Source organism: Muriicola sp. Z0-33, assembly GCF_026126425.1.
GTDB lineage: Bacteria > Bacteroidota > Bacteroidia > Flavobacteriales > Flavobacteriaceae > JAFMPW01.
In genome coordinates, this window is record NZ_JAFMPW010000003.1 from 286,643 (window position 1) to 303,492 (window position 16,850).

A 16,850-nucleotide genomic window follows, 5' to 3' on the forward strand; every position below is an offset into this window, starting at 1 on the left:
ACAGCAAGCAAAATGCGGATAAAAGCAAGACCATTTATTATATTGCTCTTTATAATGAGCGGACAGTTGTCTATAAGTCAGACTTGTCCCGTTATAGATTTTCCGTTAGATGGGGCAATAGACATTCCTATTGACGCTACCATTAGCTGGCCAGCTGTGAATGGTATAAATGGTTATGTCATCTCCCTGGGAACCTCAGTGGGAGGAACAGACATCCTGAATAGCCATCCTACCGGACAGAACAATTTTTATACCGCCCCGCTGGGATTGCCAGATGATACTCAGATCTTTGTTAGCCTCAGTTTAATTCCTTTTGATGGGCCGCCCATTGTTTGTACCGGTATCGTATTTAACACCGAAGACGTTATCGTACCGCCTCCATGCACGTTATTAACCGGTCCGGATAATAACGCTTCCAATGTAACTATTGTAACCGACTTAAGTTGGGCTTATGCCCCATCTGCAACGGGGTACAATATTTCTATAGGCACCACCCCCGGAGGCACTGATATTCTTAACAATCTGGATGTAGGCAATGTGTTGCTTTATGAACCGGATGCGGACCTGCCTCAATTTGCGGAAATTTATGTTCAAATTACCCCCTATAATGAAAATGGTATAAGTGCGGGATGCGTGGAAGAAAGTTTTTTTACTGGTCCGGCCATGGATTATTGCGAACCCTTCATTGATGAAGTTAGCGGGGAATTAATCTCACTCAGGCCCGATATTGAATTCCCGGATATCGTTGGCATCTGTAGTGATGAACTGCCATTTGTTATCTCGAGCCAGGATACCGCCGAAGGTTTCAGATGGTACAAAACCAATTTGGGTAGTCCGGAAACCTTGCTTTCAGAGCAGCGTGAACTTCCCCTGACCGAACCCGGGAGGTATCGCTATGAACTATATAACTCTATTGTTGTCTCTGGTATAAGGATAGAATGTGCCAACTCTAAGTTATTTGAAGTAGTGGTATCGGAAATAGCTACAATAAATACTATTGATATTGTAGATACATCAGGCGGAAAGGAAATTACCATTAATGCCAGTGGGATGGGAGATTATGAATACGCACTAGATAACGCCGACGGCCCTTATCAGCAAAGTCCGGTTTTCCTGAATGTACCATCCGGGCTCCATACTGCCTATGTACGTGATAAAAATGGCTGCGGTACTACTAAACGGGCCGTTGACAGGGACCTGACAACAGATGATTTCCCAAGGTTCTTTACGCCAAATGGCGATGGTATAAATGATTACTGGCAATTTATCCCCCCTGAAGAAAATTTTCAGATACGACTTGCATCTATCTTAATTTTTGACCGATACGGCAGCCTTCTTGCCCAATTCCGACCAGATGATCCGGGTTGGGATGGCAGGTATAAAGGCACTGCTTTACCCTCTTCAGATTATTGGTTCAAAGCATTTGTAACCAACGGCCCGGAGATTAATGGCCATTTTGCATTAAAACGTTAAGTGCAAATATTAGCAGTTAATCTTTTGCCTGAAACCATCTGCCTTTTGTATTTTTAAAAAATGAAATTTAAAGTTGTTTCGGATTTTAAACCCACAGGCGATCAGCCGCAGGCCATACAGCAATTAACAGAAGGAATAGAGTCTAATGAAAGGTATCAGACCCTTTTAGGTGTAACAGGTTCGGGGAAAACATTTACAGTAGCAAATGTGATTGAAGAAGTACAGCGACCCACACTGGTATTGGCGCATAATAAAACGCTGGCAGCGCAACTTTATTCCGAGTTCAAGCAATTCTTTCCGGAAAATGCAGTGGAATACTTTGTATCCTATTATGACTACTACCAGCCAGAGGCATATATCCCAACGAGTGGACTTTATATAGAGAAAGACTTGTCTATAAATGAAGATATTGAGAAATTACGCCTTAGTGCCACTTCATCCCTACTCTCGGGAAGAAGAGATGTACTGGTAGTGGCCTCCGTTTCCTGCCTATATGGAATAGGTAACCCGGTAGAATTTCAGAAGAACGTCATCTCTGTACATAAAGACCAGGTAATTTCACGGACAAAATTTTTACATCAGCTGGTTCAAAGTCTTTATTCCAGAACGACGGCCGATTTCAGAAATGGCAATTTCAGGGTTAAAGGAGATGTCGTTGATGTTTTTCCAAGTTATGCGGATCACGCTTTCAGAATTCATTTTTTTGGAGACGAAATTGAAGAAATTGAGGCCTTTGATCCATTTAAGAATAAATTAATAGAAGTCTATGAGAACCTGAATATTTATCCGGCTAATATGTTTGTTACTTCACCGGATATTCTACAAAATGCCATTCATCTTATTCAGGAAGATCTGGTTAAGCAATTGAGTTATTTTAAGGAAATTGGGAAACCATTGGAAGCTAAACGACTGGAAGAACGTACCAATTTCGATCTCGAAATGATACGTGAATTAGGGTATTGTTCCGGAATTGAGAATTATTCCAGATATCTGGATGGCCGGGAACCAGGAACCAGGCCTTTTTGTTTATTAGACTACTTTCCGGATGATTATCTGATGATAGTAGACGAAAGTCATGTCACCATTCCCCAGGTACATGCAATGTACGGAGGTGACCGTTCCCGAAAGGAAAATCTGGTAGATTATGGCTTTCGATTGCCAGCTGCAATGGATAATCGGCCTTTGAAATTTGAGGAATTTGAAGCTTTGCAAAATCAGGTTATCTATGTAAGTGCTACACCAGCGGATTATGAACTTCAACATAGTCAGGGCGTTTATGTTGAACAGGTAATACGGCCAACGGGGTTATTAGATCCGGTTATTGAAGTAAGACCTAGTCAGAATCAAATTGACGACCTGGTAGAAGAAATTCAACAAAGAGTAGAAAAGGATGAGCGTACCCTTGTTACCACCCTTACCAAAAGGATGGCAGAAGAACTTGCCAAATATCTCGCAAGAATCCAAATTAGGTGCAGGTACATACATAGTGATGTGGATACTCTGGAGCGTGTTGAAATTATGCAAGACCTCAGAAAAGGCATCTTTGATGTTCTTATCGGTGTTAATCTACTCAGAGAAGGTCTTGATTTACCGGAGGTATCTCTTGTAGCAATTCTGGATGCAGATAAAGAAGGATTTTTAAGAAGCAACAGATCACTTACACAAACTGTTGGAAGAGCTGCCAGACATCTCAATGGAAAGTCAATAATGTATGCCGACAAGATTACCGTCAGTATGCAAAAAACAATTGACGAGACTAATTACAGGAGAGAGAAACAAATAAATTACAATCTGGAAAACAACATAACTCCTAAAGCATTAAATAAGAGTTTGGACAATGCCCTTGCAAAAAATTCGGTCTCTACTTTTCATTTTGAAAAGGAGGAAATACGGGCAGCTGAACCAGACATTAATTATCTGACCAAGGCCCAAAAAGAGCAACTCATTAGAGACAAAAGAAAGGCCATGGAAAAGGCAGCAAAAGAACTCGATTTTATGCAGGCCGCCAAGCTGAGAGATGAGATAAAAACACTTCAAAAACAGCAGTAATTACTTAAATTTACGGAAGTTTAGTGAAATACACCAAAATATAAACTATATATCTAAGTAATATAAATTATATATCTGAATTTAAAATAGTTATATACTTTTTTTAGACAAGTCTAAAACCTAATTTTTATCGATTTCAGCCTCAATTCGTTACTATTTTGAACTTTTATCACCTGCAGAATGTTCTTATGAGAAACTGTGGATTCCGCCTCTGAAATCACCTGATTTTTCCAGTATCAAAATTAGGAGATCAGGTCTTAATTGCCGGTTGAAATAAGGTGTTATATTTGCCATACTATGAAGGAAAATAATGCTGATATTTCATCAATAATAATTTGGAAATAATCCTTATCAAAGGTCTCCCCTATTTACCTATTTCACAATAGAGTTATGGTCTAAATCTATATCTGAATTATGGGTTTTAATACCGCTTTTCTAAAACAGAAATGAGTTTACGGCTTGTTGTATTCTGAGGCGAAGATATATTTTAAAGACAATAATTCTTCAGTACTCATTTCTAACTAACTCATATTATAAAAAAAGAGCGCCGCATCTATAATGAGATGAAGCGCTCTCCAACTAACTAACCAAACAAACCAACTAATGTGCAAACCCGAATGGGTAGTACACAATGTTATTTTTTATTTCCCAATTGAAATCATTCTTTTAGGCTTGGGAAGTGCCTCATCTTTTTTAGGTAATGTAAACTTTAAAATTCCGTCCACATAGGAAGCGTCTATCTTATCTTCATCAATTGTCTCTGGAAGAGTAAATGACCTTTTAAATGATGTGCGTGAAAATTCTCTGCGGGTGTAATTTTCCTCTTCAACCTTGCTTTCTGTTTCTGCCTCGGCTGAGATAGTCATGATGTTATTGTCTACCTCAACATTAAAATCATCTTTTTTCATTCCAGGCACTGCAAGTTCCAGTTCATAATCTTTTTCATTTTCCTTGATGTTCACAGCTGGTAGTGTTCCGCCAGAATTCTCCATACCCCCAAACCAATCGGGCTTAAATATTTCATCCATCAAAGAAGGAAAAACCAAATTGCTTCTTCTAATAATACTCATATCTTTTCTTTTTAAAACAGATCCTAAGACCGTTATGTTTAACTGATTTTTTTCGTTCGATAAGTATAGGTCAAAGGATATACCATAATCATTTTACTGCCTTTTTGTCGCTAAACCTAGGTGTAATAGTGCCATAATGGCGTAAATGCGATAAAATTGTAGAGAAGTGAAATGCAGAAAAGGAATAATCGGTTACCAGGCCTGAAGTTTAGCTGGCCATCTTAGTACTTACTTCAGTTATAATGTGCCTTAAAAATATTGATAAGCACATCAGGAGGCACCACTTTATTTGGATATCTGTGCATTACAGTTAAAACCTGCTCAATAGCGGATGGAGGCAATCCCATTCCCAGGCCTACGTTATGCAATTTGCCAATTTCTAATTGATGTTGTTCCTGGTCAACATTCATCAACAGTACCAGTCTGTGAAATTGCAGTATTCTTTCTGCCTGGGTTTTCGGCATAATTTTTTCCACTTTAGTATCCAGAAGGGTGTCAAATGCGGCTTTATCCACACCAAGTAACGCAGCTACCCCCAATAGAAAATCGTATTCGGCGTCCTTTATTTCGTGATCGGTCCTTGCAAAGGCGATCATTTCAGACAAGATACTTAACTTCTCCTTTAAGGAATTCATAGTTTAGGACATTGGTTGGCAAGCAGTTATACCCTAATATAACTACAAAATATGGGGTTTCGTATACTTTTTTAGTAAAACCAACATTCTTCAGTGCTCCTGAAATTTTTATAATAACTTGCACAAAAGATCTACGATGACCAATAATGATATTCTAAAGAAATTGAGGGTTGCCCTGAAACTGAGAGATGATGAGATTGTAGAAATTCTAAAATTGGTAGATTTCCGAATCTCTAAAAGCGAGATTGGAGCATTTTGCAGGAGCGAAAATCACCCGAAATACAGAGCCTGTGGAGATCAGGTTTTAAGAAACTTTCTCAATGGTTTGGTGATTCATTTAAGAGGCACCAAAGAACATCCCAGAAACCCAGGAGATGTTTTGTTTAAAACAAAAACAGCACGGTCAAAACCACGTTCAGAGAATAAAAGCAGGCAAAAACCCATTTTGGGAAACGTGAAATATAAAAACAAAAAAAAATCCTGACTATTCTTATAGTCAGGATTTTAATGATCTAACAGTTGTTTCTTATTCTGTTATTCTTACCGGAACAGTATAGGTCTTACCTTCTCTGTATTCCTGTAATTCTACTTTCTCATAGTTTAATCTGCTTTTAACAAAACTTTCCAAATTAGCGTTGTCAGTATCTACTGAAAGCACTACAATTTCCCGATCTCCATTTACTGTAAACTTAACTTCTGCCGTTAAATCGTTATCAACGATAAAAGAATTGTTTTCTAATAATTCCCCTATTTGGGCAGATAGGTCATTGCTTGGGTTTTTGGGTTTGTCAGCATTTGCTAAAAGAGTTCCTGCTGAAAGTAACATTGCTGCGAATAATAAACTGAATTTTCTCATGATTTGTTTGTTTAATGATTGAATGATTAATTGATGAATATGTATAAAAGACGACCTGAATTTAAATATGTTACATTGAAAATTAATTTTAACATAATTTTAATCAATACCCCCTTTCTTTTAGTGATTGTAAATCAGCAGGTCTGGCAACTCTTACACAATTCATTTTTTTTATTTAAATATGATATGATATAGAAAATATTCAGGAAACACGGTTAGGTGTTTCCTGAATTATAAACTTAAGAGGTAACCAGTACAGGAATTACGTATTTTTTCCCTTCTTTAAAATTGCTAACATCCACTTTTTTGTAGTTGAGTCTGTTTTTAATCAATTTCTCCATTTGTTCTGTATCGGCCTGGACATCCAGAACGACAATTTCCCTGTCCTCGTTTAAAGTGAACAAAACTCTTCCCTTTAAATCCTGATTCTCAACCTGTATTGCGTCATTACCAATAAGGTCTTTGATTTGATAAGCTAAACTTTTTGCTGGTTTCGGCTTTACGACTTCAGCCGCCGTTAGGCTGCTTAACGACAATACTAATACTGCCGCCATAATGTAACTGAGTTTTTTCATGATGATGATGATTTAAAATGTTAATTAATTGATGAATTATACAAATAGACGATCATTTATTACGAATGTTACCCTATTTATTTCGTTTAACTAATAATTAACTACTTACGGTGTTAATGTTATAATAATTTATCAGAATATTATTTTAAAACGCAGGATTACTTATAAAAAGTGCAGTAAAAAGCAAAAAAAACAGCGCTATAAAGCGCTGTTTTCTTATGATGGATATTGTTTGTCTTCCTAACTAAGTACCTCCTTAACTTTATCCGCGGCTTCCTGAAATTGTACAGCAGAATGAACGGCCAGTCCGGAATTATCTATAATCTCTTTGGCCAATTCAGCGTTGGTTCCCTGTAACCTAACAATGATAGGTACTTTTATGGCATCTCCCATATTCTTGTATGCATCTACTACTCCCTGGGCTACCCTGTCGCATCTGACTATTCCCCCGAATATGTTGATCAGAATGGCCTTTACTGCCGGATCTTTAAGAATGATCCTAAACGCCTCTTCCACTCTTTTAGCATCTGCGGTTCCGCCTACATCAAGGAAATTTGCGGGTTCCCCTCCTGCCATTTTTATAAGATCCATAGTTGCCATGGCCAGGCCAGCACCGTTGACCATGCAACCAACGTTACCATCCAGGTCAACATAATTTAGCCCTACCGATCTCGCCTCTACCTCAATAGGATTTTCTTCTCTTAGATCCCGCATTTCTGCGTATTGTTTTCTTCTGTATAGCGCATTATCATCTATGGCTACTTTAGCATCTACTGCCATAATCTTATCATCTGAAGTCTTCAATACCGGATTTATCTCAAAAAGACTGGCATCACTTTCTACAAATGCTTTGTATAAAGAACTTACGAATCTTGTCATTTCTTTAAAAGCTGTTCCCGAAAGACCAAGATTGAAGGCTACCTTTCTGGCCTGAAAAGGCAATAGCCCAGTGGCTGGATCTATTTCTTCGGTAAATATCAGTTCCGGGGTCTCTTCAGCTACCTTCTCGATATCCATTCCCCCTTCTGTGGAATACATGATCATATTTCTTGCCGTTGCCCTATTGAGTAATACCGACATGTAAAATTCATTGGTTTCGCTTTCTCCCGGATAATACACATCTTCAGCTACCAATACCTGGTGTACCTTCTTTCCTTCAGCAGAAGTTTGGGGGGTAATAAGACGCATGCCTATGATATTTCCGGCAATCTCTTCAACCTCTCCAAGATTTTTAGCAAGTTTAACACCGCCGCCTTTTCCTCTGCCGCCTGCATGAACCTGGGCTTTGATTACATGCCATGATGTTCCGGTCTCCCGTGTGAGTTGCTTAGCCGCCTCAACAGCTTCCTGGGCATTATGTGCAACAACTCCTCTTTGCACACGCACACCAAAACTGGCCAATATTTCCTTTCCCTGATACTCGTGAAGATTCATAAAAAATAGTTCTTAGGTTCGATTGCAAAAATAGGAAACCGCAGGCATTTACACTAATGATTTACTACCCCCATATAAAAAAAATCTAAATTGTAATATATACCAATTCAGAGTTCAGCGTTTTTTAATCAACTATACTTTCAGGGTTTTTGTCAATAAGCTATTTACACTTTGAAATCTTTAAAATCAAGGGGGTCAAAATTTCTGAAATGTCCATTCATATCAATGATTTCCTTGGTTCTGTTTACTTCCTTCAGCACCTGAATAGTACCAATTAAATGCGCTTTTATGTAACTAAGTCGCTCACTTTCTCTAGGAAGTTGCAGTAGTTCGTATTCCTGTTCAAATGAAAGTCCCATTTTATGTGCAAGGGCATAACTATTAAAATGATCTATTGGCATAGCAGTAAAAGGCACATCCATGAGGTTATAAAGTTCTTCAATCTTATCGAGCACTTTGAGTTTCAATTCCTTTTCACCATCATTTACATTATCCAGAAACTGCACTACGCCGCCCGCATAGCGTTTACCGTCCATCTCATTGTCGAAGGTGAGTACTTTAAATGCTTGTCTCGCAACACAGACAACATCCATTGCCCCACTCTCATAGGTGGTTACGACCTCCATAAGCTGTACCTCGGTCCCATATGCTATACTATCATTTATATATACCGGAATCCCAAAAGTTATAGCTTCTGACCGACAATCATTGATTAAATCCTTATAACGATCTTCAAAAATATGCAAGGGTACCTTCTCCCCAGGGAAGAATACAGACTGCAAAGGAAACATTGGTAATTTCATCAGCTTATTTTCTTTAAAAATACAAAGCGCATCAGACTGTCGCAAACCATACATAAAATAAGATTTGTTATAAATATAACAAAATGTTGTATTTTTTAATATATGTTGATTTTTTTTTGTTCAACACCTTCTGGTGGCCTAGCTTTGTAATAAAGCAGAAGCAAATGAAACCCTCAAATTTATTAAATATTGCTAAGAAGTTTGGCGATCCTGTTTACGTATACGACTCAGAAAAAATTATTTCTCAGTTCAATCGTCTTACTAATGCCTTTGGCAGTGTTCAAAAGTTAAAATTAAATTATGCTGCAAAGGCATTGTCCAATATTACCATACTGCGGCTAATGAATAGTCTGGGCAGCGGACTGGATACGGTATCTATTCAGGAAGTACAACTTGGCCTTTTAGCGGGTTTTAAGCCGGAGGATATTATTTTTACTCCCAACGGAGTTTCTTTGGAAGAGATAGAGGAAGCAGCTGCGCTGGGAGTAAGAATAAACATTGACAACCTCTCAATATTGGAGCAATTTGGAAGCAAGCATCCGGATATTCCTGTTTGTATCCGTATTAATCCACATGTAATGGCAGGCGGAAATTCTAATATTTCCGTAGGGCATATAGATTCAAAATTCGGCATTAGCATTCATCAGATTCCACATTTATTGAGGATTGTAGATCTTACCAAAATGCATATTAACGGGATTCATATGCATACCGGAAGCGATATCCTTGATATTGATGTCTTCCTATACGCCTCCGAAATCTTATTTGAAACGGCCAAAAACTTTAAAGATTTGGATTTTATAGATTTTGGCAGTGGGTTTAAGGTTCCCTATAAAGAAGGAGATATCCAGACCAATATTGAAGAACTAGGGCAAAAGCTTAGTGGGCGTTTCAATGAGTTCTGCAAAGAATACGGCAAAGAGCTTACACTGGCTTTTGAACCTGGAAAATTCCTGGTAAGCGAAGCCGGCTATTTTCTGGCCAGGGTAAATGTAGTCAAGCAGACTACCTCAACAGTTTTTGCAAGTGTAGACTCTGGTTTTAATCATTTGATCAGGCCAATGTTATATGGTGCTGCTCATCAGATTACAAACATATCTAATCCAAAAGGCAGGGAACGCTACTATAGTGTAGTGGGGTATATCTGTGAGACAGACACCTTTGGCAATAACAGAAGGATCAATGAAATTAGTGAAGGAGATATCTTGTGTTTTAAAAATGCCGGGGCCTATTGCTTTACTATGGCTAGTAATTACAATTCCAGATATCGTCCGGCAGAAGTACTTTGGCATAACGGGAAGGCCGTACTTATTCGCAAGCGAGAGACTTTTGATGATCTGATCAAAAATCAAGTAGATGCAAAAGACCTTTTTGAGCAGAATAATAAAAAGCTCCTGGTTAAATAATCGCGATAAAATTCAAAAATCTACCTTATTATTATGGTTTGGTTACTAAGATCTTCCATTATTTAGGGTGATATTGCCTATGCGCTTTTTCTTGTTATAATGGGCTGATCAAAATATTCTACCTGATTTTTCGTTAGTTTTGGTACAGTATTTGGACTAATGCCTCAAAAAGATACAATGAAAACTTTCACCCCATCATTATCAAAATTTGTGCTTCTGTTGGTTTTTGGCCTTATCTCCTTCACGGTCAACGCCCAGGAAGTGACATGGCTTAGCTGGGATGAAGCCGCTGTTTTAGCCGCAAACGACAAAAAACCGAAGAAGATATTTGTAGACGTCTATACAGATTGGTGTGGTTGGTGCAAAAAAATGGATAAAGACACTTTTCAGAACGCCACTGTTGCCAAATATATGACAGACAATTTCTATATGGTAAAGATGGACGGAGAAGGCAAAGAGCCTATAGAATTTAAAGGAAAGACCTATAAATATGTGGCTGCAGGGAAAAGAGGCTATCATGAATTGGCAGCTGCCCTACTTCAAGGGCGTCTAAGCTATCCTACCGTAGTATTTTTGGATGAAAAACTCAATATGCTCTCTCCGGTACCAGGTTATCAAAAGCCCAAACCCTTTCTTAACATTGCTAAATATTTTGGCGATGATATCTATAAAGAAAAAGACTGGAAAACCTATAGCGGGCAGGTAAAATAATTGAAACCAAAATAGGCAGTTTAAACCTATAATAGTCAACGCCTTATAAAAACAGTCTTCGCTGTTTTTGAACTTTCAGAGGCGGCTTGAAGAATTTCCATAACTATCATGTTATTTTCCAAAGTATAAGGACTAAAGGGAGTCAGGACAATCTCCTTATTAATTACTGCAGCCAGTAATGAAAAAGGATCATCATATGGAGCCGGCCTTTCTTCCAGCGATATAGTTTCTTCATCAAACCCGTCGTATCCTTCAGAGATCCGGATTCTTAAGTTATTGCGATCATCTGCAAAGATGGCACCATATTCACCATAGACCTCCATATCTTTCCTGCCTATGGGCCAGTTCCAGGAAGCCTGAATAGTGGCGTTTGCCTTAGCATACTTTAATATAATTGTAGCATCATCATCAACATTGGGATTGTTTTCAGCCTGCAATTGCTGGGTAATTGCGGTTACACTTTGCGGTTTCTCACCCCGTTGCAACCATGTCATTAAATTGGCTCCATAACATCCAAAATCCATTAGCGCACCTCCTCCATTAAGCACAGGATCTGTAAGCCACTCCAAAAACTCTTTATTGACCCCTATCTTCTTAGGACCCTTATGTCCGTCTCTGATCACCACCTTGCGCAACTCCCCCACTTTGCCGTCATGCAGCAAATCATAGGCTCTTTTATTGGTGGGATACCAGCTGGTCTCATAATTGGTTAGCAATACAATATTATGCTTCTTGGCTAGTAACTCCATTTTTTGTGCATGCTCAAGATTCACTGCCAATGGTTTTTCAACCATCACATGTATACCTTTTGGAGCGCATGTCTCCACCACCTCTAAATGCTGAAATATAGAACCAAATGCCGCGACTGCCTGGGGCTGGGTATTGGTGATTAAATCATCAAGATTATCAAAGACAATATCCATTGAAAATCCATGCTGCTTAGAATAGCGCAACGCCAATTCCCTATTGGGTTCAACAATGCCTACCAGTTTAACGTCTGTATGATCCTTTCTCCCAAGTATCCAATGTACGTGTGAATGTGTAAGGCCAGCGACTCCCAGTCTTAATGGCGTTTCCTGGGCCTGGATACCTCCGGCGATCAGCAGGACCATTAGGTATAATAATGGTTTTAACATGTTTATTTAGGTTCCAGACTTAGTACGTATTCATAACTTTCATTGAGGTACTTGGCAAGAGTATCCAGGTCTTCCAACATTTCTTCAGGGATAAGTATATATCCTCTCATTGTAGCACCATAAGATGTATATAAAGTAGTATTAAAGGCTTTTAGGTATTTCTCTTGTACCTCTTTTGAAAACCTAATCCCCAATCCACCATTTTTATTCAATAATGAAAACATATATCCATTAGCAGAGGTATAGGGCATGGTTTTACCCTTTCGCTCAAATCTGGGACATTTGGCGACCAGTGCATCATAAATTGCCAATTTTTTTTCCCACATATTGTTAACTCCATTTGCCTGTTCACCTCTTTACACTCCTCTCGGTAAGGATATAAATTTATCTTTTCCATTTGCGCGCTTCTATTGCAACATGGTACTTAAATATAGGAAAAATACTGTTAATCCATTGTAGTTTCAACCTTATAAAGAATAGGATTGAAAGCTTTAGAGGCCACCACTACCTTATCACCTATCTTTAAATTTCTAATTTCCGGTTCCTGAACTATGACCTTGACCAGATCAGATTGTATAAGTACCGTTACAATATACACCACTTCTTCCTGCTCTATTTTCAGTACTTCGCCTGTAAATTTAAATTTGCCACTTATCCTCCTGTTCATAAATACTTCTTCCGGGTGCCCTTGTTGGATTATTTTCCCATTTTCCAAAATATAAAGTTTGGAAGAAAGCTTGATAATTTCACCAATATCATGACTAATAAGTATTGTGGTAAGGTTTAGGTGCCGATGTGCATCAAGAATATAATCTTGCAGCTTTAGCCTTATTTTGTTATCCAGTGCGGCCAAAGGTTCATCGAGTAGGAGAATTTCCGGTTGCTGTACCAATGCCCTTGCCAATGCGACTCTTTGTTTTTGACCACCAGAAAGCTTGTCTGGTTTTATATCTTGTAATGCTTCTAATTCAATGATATTGATCAGTTCCGCAATAATATGGTCAGACTCCCCTTTCGGCAAGGCGAACTCCAGATTTTCGCGAACCGTCATATTCGGGAATAAAGCATAGTCCTGGAAAACATAGCCAATTTTCCGCTTTTGTGGACTCAGGCTTATTTTATTTTCAGCGTCGAACCAGGTTCTTCCATTCACAATTATTTTACCACTATCCGGCTTCATAAGTCCGGCTAACATTCTTAAGGTTGAAGTCTTACCTGCTCCTGATTCGCCATAAAGGGTAATCAATTGTCCTTTTTCAATGACAGTATTAAGCTTAAGGTGCATTATGCCCTCTGCTGCCCGTAATTTTTTCCCAATATCTAACTCGATCATTTCCAAAATCTTTTGATATACTTCCCATTCACCAGATATACCCCAAGCAGTATGCAAAAAGTTATGCCAAATAGTACCAAAGAGTAAAAATTGGCAGCTCCATAATTCAGAGCTTCCACCTCATCATATATAGCAATTGAAGCTACCCTGGTCTCTCCGGGGATATTGCCCCCTATCATAAGAACTACCCCAAACTCTCCAATGGTATGTGCAAAGGAAAGGACAATCCCTGTTAGCAAAGAGGCTTTAATATTGGGGAGTTGAACTTTAAACAGCGTACTGAGTTTAGATTTTCCCAAAACAAATGCAGCCTCTGTCAGCGAAGTTGGTAACCCAGACAGTCCGGCTTGTATAGGATGCACCATAAAAGGCAGGCTGTAAAAAACCGAGGCTATTACCAGTCCGGGAAATGAGAATAATAATTTTACGCCTAACCAACTATCTAGCCATGCACCAAATGCATTACCGGGGCTAAAGGCTACCAAAAAGTAAAATCCCAACACCGTGGGCGGAAGTACCAAAGGCATACTCACCAGGGTCTCTACTACCGGCTTGATACGAGATTTGGATTTACTTAACCAATAAGCCAGTGGAATTCCCAGCAACAACAAAAATATGGTGGTTACCACCGCCAGTTTAAATGTCAGGATTAAAGGAGACCAGTCTAACATTCCGATAGTATTATTTCATTAAGTTTTATCAATGCTATTACCTTGTCCCCTTCCTTCAATTGCATTTTACGGATGGCTTCTGCAGCCGCTACAGCAACTATTATTCCTGCTGCAGATTGCAGTACCAACCTGCTCAGCAATACTCCCATTTCTATATTACTGATGGTTGCCGGAATTTGATTCTGCATGCTGATACCAGGAATATCATCATTAGCAATAACCACTTCGGTTTCTTTAAAGAGCAAATTTAGTTCTACCCCTTCCTGAAGATAAGGTGCCGTTTGAGGAGTGTCTATAACGATACTTTTAAGAGTTATTGCCTCCCCTAATGTCAGTGTCACCAAAGACATGCTTCCGTTAACTGTGATTTCAGCTATATGTCCTTTTAGACTATTCATTTGTTAAATATCCATAGTTTTTCAATAGCAATTTAGCCTCCTGGGAAAACAAATATGCATAGAATTCTTTTATATCGGCTAAATGGGTCTGATCTCTTTTTATTAGCACCGCTCCCTGTTGTATTGGTTTGTAGGAGGCACTATCGAGTGGTATCCAACTGCCTTTATCTTTTAACTCGGGAGATAAAACTACGGCCGCTGCCGTAAAACCAAGTTCTGCCGATTTGGATGAAATAAATTGATTGGTCTGTGAAACGCTTTCCCCATATACTAATTTATGGTCCAGGCTATCATATAAGTCATAATGGTCTAATACTTCAATGGCGGCCTTACCGTAAGGTGCAATTTGTGGATTTGCCAGTGCAATATGGTGAATTGAGTTTTCTTTTAACAGGGCAATTGAAGGTTGCAATCCTTCAATGGTTGTCCAGAGCACCAACTGCCCATAGCCATAACTTTGAGGGGGTTCATGCGCTAAACCAGCACTGGAAAGTGCTAAAGGGTACTTCATATCCGCAGACACAAAAATGTCATACGGTGCACCTTCGGTTATTTGTGCAGTTAATTTGCCGGAAGAGCCTATTATTAAATCGCATTTGATCCCCGATTCATTTTCAAACTGTTTAACTATTGCCCTCATGGCATACTGCATATTGGCAGCGGCAGCTATCGTTACTTTTGGATTTTTCTCACCATCAGTACAGCCAGAAAAGGTAAAGAGGAAAGCGATGGTTATTAAAAGTAATACTCCTCTGTGACAGCTCATTTATATGCCGTTTTTGAATCGATTCTGAATTCAAATTTAGTTCAGTTCGCGGATCTTAATATTTCTGAAGGAAACCATTCCGGGGTGGTCCTGAAAACAAATACTTCCCTTGGAGAATTTTCCAAATCCACTCCAGCGGGCTTCCCCAAGATATTCTGACTCCTTGTCATCCGATCTGCCGAATTTACTTTCTTTAACCAGGGCCTCCCATTCCGGACCCCGAAGAGGAAAAGAATTGATAAGTTCCCCATTGAGGACAACCTCACCAATATTGCTGCGATAATCAATCTTTATACGATACGTATTCCATTCATTGGCCGGATTAACCTTTAAAGCTTCTGAAGGTGCCGATAAATCATATAATGCACCAACGAAATGTTTACGTGCTTCTAAATCTTCTAATGCATTTTGTATTTCCATTTCACCTCCCAGTGCCGAATGAGGATCTTCGTAAATAGCAGCATCCAGGATTTGCACCTCCTGGCCGGTTTGATAGGGATATTTGTACTTCTTGTCTTCCTGTACCCCCCACATAAATCCACTGTTGCCCCAGGGGGCTATTTTCCAATCGAACTGTATTTCAAAATTCTCATAAATGGCGTCGGAAAGTAAGCTTGCATCCCCTTCCCCGGATTCCATATCTGAAACCCCGTTAAATATGAGGACGCCATTTTCAACAATCCATCCCTTTTTGTTTCCATCATCCTGAAAAATATGCCAGCCGTCCAGGGAGTCATCAACTAGAAGGACTTTCCACTCGCTTTTCTTTTCGGTACAATTAACAAATGTCAGTACCACCACAAGAGATAAAAGCAGATGTTTCATATTAGTTTTTTTTAGTTCTACCATGAATTCAGAGAATAACAGCGTTGTCCCCTGACACTTACTAAAGGTAAGTTATTCGATGTGCATTTCAAACAGGTTTAAAGGCAATCCCAGCCACCGACTAAATTTTAGGTAATTATTTGATACCTCATTTCCACCATGCCGTCTTTATATGCCGTCAGGTCTTTAAGGTGCAATTGCTGTTCTATCCCTATATAGTCAAAAAACAACAATCCGTCTCCGAGTAAGACCGGTAGCATTGAAATGATTAATTCGTCTGCCAATTTTAAACGAAGAAAGTCTTTGGTTAAACTGGCTCCTCCTACCATCCAAATGTTCTTATAGCCGGGTTTCAGAAGGTTGTTCACAAGTTTGGGCAAGTCCCCGGAGTAGAATTCTACAGTTGCCCTATCAGATTTTAAAGCCCTGTTGGTTAGCACAAAAGTAGGAACATCCCCATAAGGCCAGCCATGCTCCAGGGCATGCTCATATGTCGCTGAACCCATAACATAGCAGTCTATAGCATTTAACACCTCTGCAATGCGTTCTTCAGTAAGGGTAACACCTTGCTCGTAATTGTCTGCGGATTGCATCCAGGAAATACTATTGTCTTTTTTAGCTATAAAGCCATCAAGACTGGCAACCATATGAACAGTAATTTTAGAGTCAGCTTTTGTCATTTTTAATCTCCATAAATAAAACTTTTATG

The 16,850-nt window shown here is 39.1% G+C and carries 19 protein-coding genes; 5 read left to right on the forward strand and 14 right to left on the reverse strand.

What is annotated here, in order from left to right:
- Window positions 1-12 precede the first annotated feature (12 nt).
- Both J1G40_RS06960 and uvrB read left to right on the forward strand, forming a co-directional pair.
- Window positions 13-1,473, forward strand: a complete 1,461-nt coding sequence (locus tag J1G40_RS06960) for a T9SS type B sorting domain-containing protein (protein WP_265241885.1) — start codon at window positions 13-15, stop codon at window positions 1,471-1,473.
- A 60-nt stretch (window positions 1,474-1,533) separates the two neighbouring features.
- Window positions 1,534-3,522, forward strand: coding sequence for an excinuclease ABC subunit UvrB (gene uvrB / locus J1G40_RS06965; protein WP_265241886.1), 1,989 nt, complete (start codon window positions 1,534-1,536; stop codon window positions 3,520-3,522).
- A 641-nt stretch (window positions 3,523-4,163) separates the two neighbouring features.
- Here the strand turns inward: uvrB and J1G40_RS06970 are convergent.
- A complete protein-coding gene (locus tag J1G40_RS06970) occupies window positions 4,164-4,592 on the reverse strand; it encodes an Hsp20/alpha crystallin family protein (RefSeq protein WP_265241887.1) in 429 nt (142 codons plus the stop codon).
- A gap of 233 nt (window positions 4,593-4,825) precedes the next feature.
- Window positions 4,826-5,227: a TerB family tellurite resistance protein gene (locus tag J1G40_RS06975; RefSeq protein ID WP_265241888.1), complete on the reverse strand. Its 402-nt coding sequence runs from the start codon at window positions 5,225-5,227 to the stop codon at window positions 4,826-4,828.
- Between the two features lie 136 nt (window positions 5,228-5,363).
- Between J1G40_RS06975 and J1G40_RS06980 the strand changes: the two genes are divergently transcribed.
- The gene (locus J1G40_RS06980; protein ID WP_265241889.1) at window positions 5,364-5,711 is read left to right on the forward strand and encodes a DUF1456 family protein; all 348 of its coding nucleotides are present in this window, start codon (window positions 5,364-5,366) and stop codon (window positions 5,709-5,711) included.
- A gap of 42 nt (window positions 5,712-5,753) precedes the next feature.
- Here the strand turns inward: J1G40_RS06980 and J1G40_RS06985 are convergent, their stop codons facing one another.
- From J1G40_RS06985 to J1G40_RS07000, 4 genes are all read right to left on the reverse strand, one after another.
- Entirely contained in the window at window positions 5,754-6,083 is a 330-nt protein-coding gene (locus tag J1G40_RS06985) for a hypothetical protein (protein ID WP_265241890.1), read from the reverse strand.
- Window positions 6,084-6,322: 239 nt separating this feature from the next.
- Window positions 6,323-6,658 (reverse strand): hypothetical protein, encoded by a 336-nt coding sequence (locus J1G40_RS06990; RefSeq protein WP_265241891.1) that lies wholly within the window; start codon window positions 6,656-6,658, stop codon window positions 6,323-6,325.
- 240 nt (window positions 6,659-6,898) lie between these two features.
- Window positions 6,899-8,092, reverse strand: a complete 1,194-nt coding sequence (sucC, locus tag J1G40_RS06995) for an ADP-forming succinate--CoA ligase subunit beta (RefSeq protein WP_265241892.1) — start codon at window positions 8,090-8,092, stop codon at window positions 6,899-6,901.
- 164 nt (window positions 8,093-8,256) lie between these two features.
- Window positions 8,257-8,949 carry an LON peptidase substrate-binding domain-containing protein gene (locus J1G40_RS07000; protein ID WP_265241893.1) on the reverse strand — a complete coding sequence of 231 codons (693 nt, stop codon included), beginning with the start codon at window positions 8,947-8,949 and terminating at the stop codon, window positions 8,257-8,259.
- 110 nt (window positions 8,950-9,059) lie between these two features.
- Between J1G40_RS07000 and lysA the strand changes: the two genes are divergently transcribed.
- Together lysA and J1G40_RS07010 are read left to right on the forward strand one after the other, a co-directional pair.
- Window positions 9,060-10,301, forward strand: coding sequence for a diaminopimelate decarboxylase (gene lysA / locus J1G40_RS07005; RefSeq protein ID WP_265241894.1), 1,242 nt, complete (start codon window positions 9,060-9,062; stop codon window positions 10,299-10,301).
- A gap of 177 nt (window positions 10,302-10,478) precedes the next feature.
- Window positions 10,479-11,012 (forward strand): thioredoxin family protein, encoded by a 534-nt coding sequence (locus J1G40_RS07010; protein WP_265241895.1) that lies wholly within the window; start codon window positions 10,479-10,481, stop codon window positions 11,010-11,012.
- A gap of 35 nt (window positions 11,013-11,047) precedes the next feature.
- Here the strand turns inward: J1G40_RS07010 and J1G40_RS07015 are convergent, their stop codons facing one another.
- The 8 genes from J1G40_RS07015 to J1G40_RS07050 all read right to left on the reverse strand — a co-directional run bounded on the left by J1G40_RS07015 (window position 11,048) and on the right by J1G40_RS07050 (window position 16,821).
- Complete coding sequence (locus tag J1G40_RS07015) at window positions 11,048-12,124, reverse strand: Gfo/Idh/MocA family protein (protein WP_265241896.1); 1,077 nt, start codon at window positions 12,122-12,124, stop codon at window positions 11,048-11,050.
- A 26-nt stretch (window positions 12,125-12,150) separates the two neighbouring features.
- Window positions 12,151-12,474, reverse strand: coding sequence for a TfoX/Sxy family protein (locus J1G40_RS07020; protein ID WP_265241897.1), 324 nt, complete (start codon window positions 12,472-12,474; stop codon window positions 12,151-12,153).
- A gap of 119 nt (window positions 12,475-12,593) precedes the next feature.
- Window positions 12,594-13,481: an ABC transporter ATP-binding protein gene (locus J1G40_RS07025; RefSeq protein WP_265241898.1), complete on the reverse strand. Its 888-nt coding sequence runs from the start codon at window positions 13,479-13,481 to the stop codon at window positions 12,594-12,596.
- Entirely contained in the window at window positions 13,478-14,152 is a 675-nt protein-coding gene (gene modB, locus J1G40_RS07030; protein ID WP_265241899.1) for a molybdate ABC transporter permease subunit, read from the reverse strand. Before modB ends, J1G40_RS07025 begins: the two co-directional genes overlap by 4 nt.
- On the reverse strand, window positions 14,146-14,550 hold the full coding sequence (locus J1G40_RS07035; RefSeq protein ID WP_265241900.1) for a TOBE domain-containing protein: 405 nt from the start codon (window positions 14,548-14,550) through the stop codon (window positions 14,146-14,148). The genes modB and J1G40_RS07035 overlap by 7 nt, the downstream gene beginning before the upstream one ends.
- Window positions 14,543-15,316, reverse strand: coding sequence for a molybdate ABC transporter substrate-binding protein (modA, locus tag J1G40_RS07040; protein ID WP_265241901.1), 774 nt, complete (start codon window positions 15,314-15,316; stop codon window positions 14,543-14,545). The genes J1G40_RS07035 and modA overlap by 8 nt, the downstream gene beginning before the upstream one ends.
- 36 nt (window positions 15,317-15,352) lie before the next feature.
- Complete coding sequence (locus J1G40_RS07045) at window positions 15,353-16,141, reverse strand: DUF1080 domain-containing protein (RefSeq protein ID WP_265241902.1); 789 nt, start codon at window positions 16,139-16,141, stop codon at window positions 15,353-15,355.
- Between the two features lie 128 nt (window positions 16,142-16,269).
- On the reverse strand, window positions 16,270-16,821 hold the full coding sequence (locus tag J1G40_RS07050; protein WP_265241903.1) for a dihydrofolate reductase family protein: 552 nt from the start codon (window positions 16,819-16,821) through the stop codon (window positions 16,270-16,272).
- Window positions 16,822-16,850 lie beyond the last annotated feature (29 nt).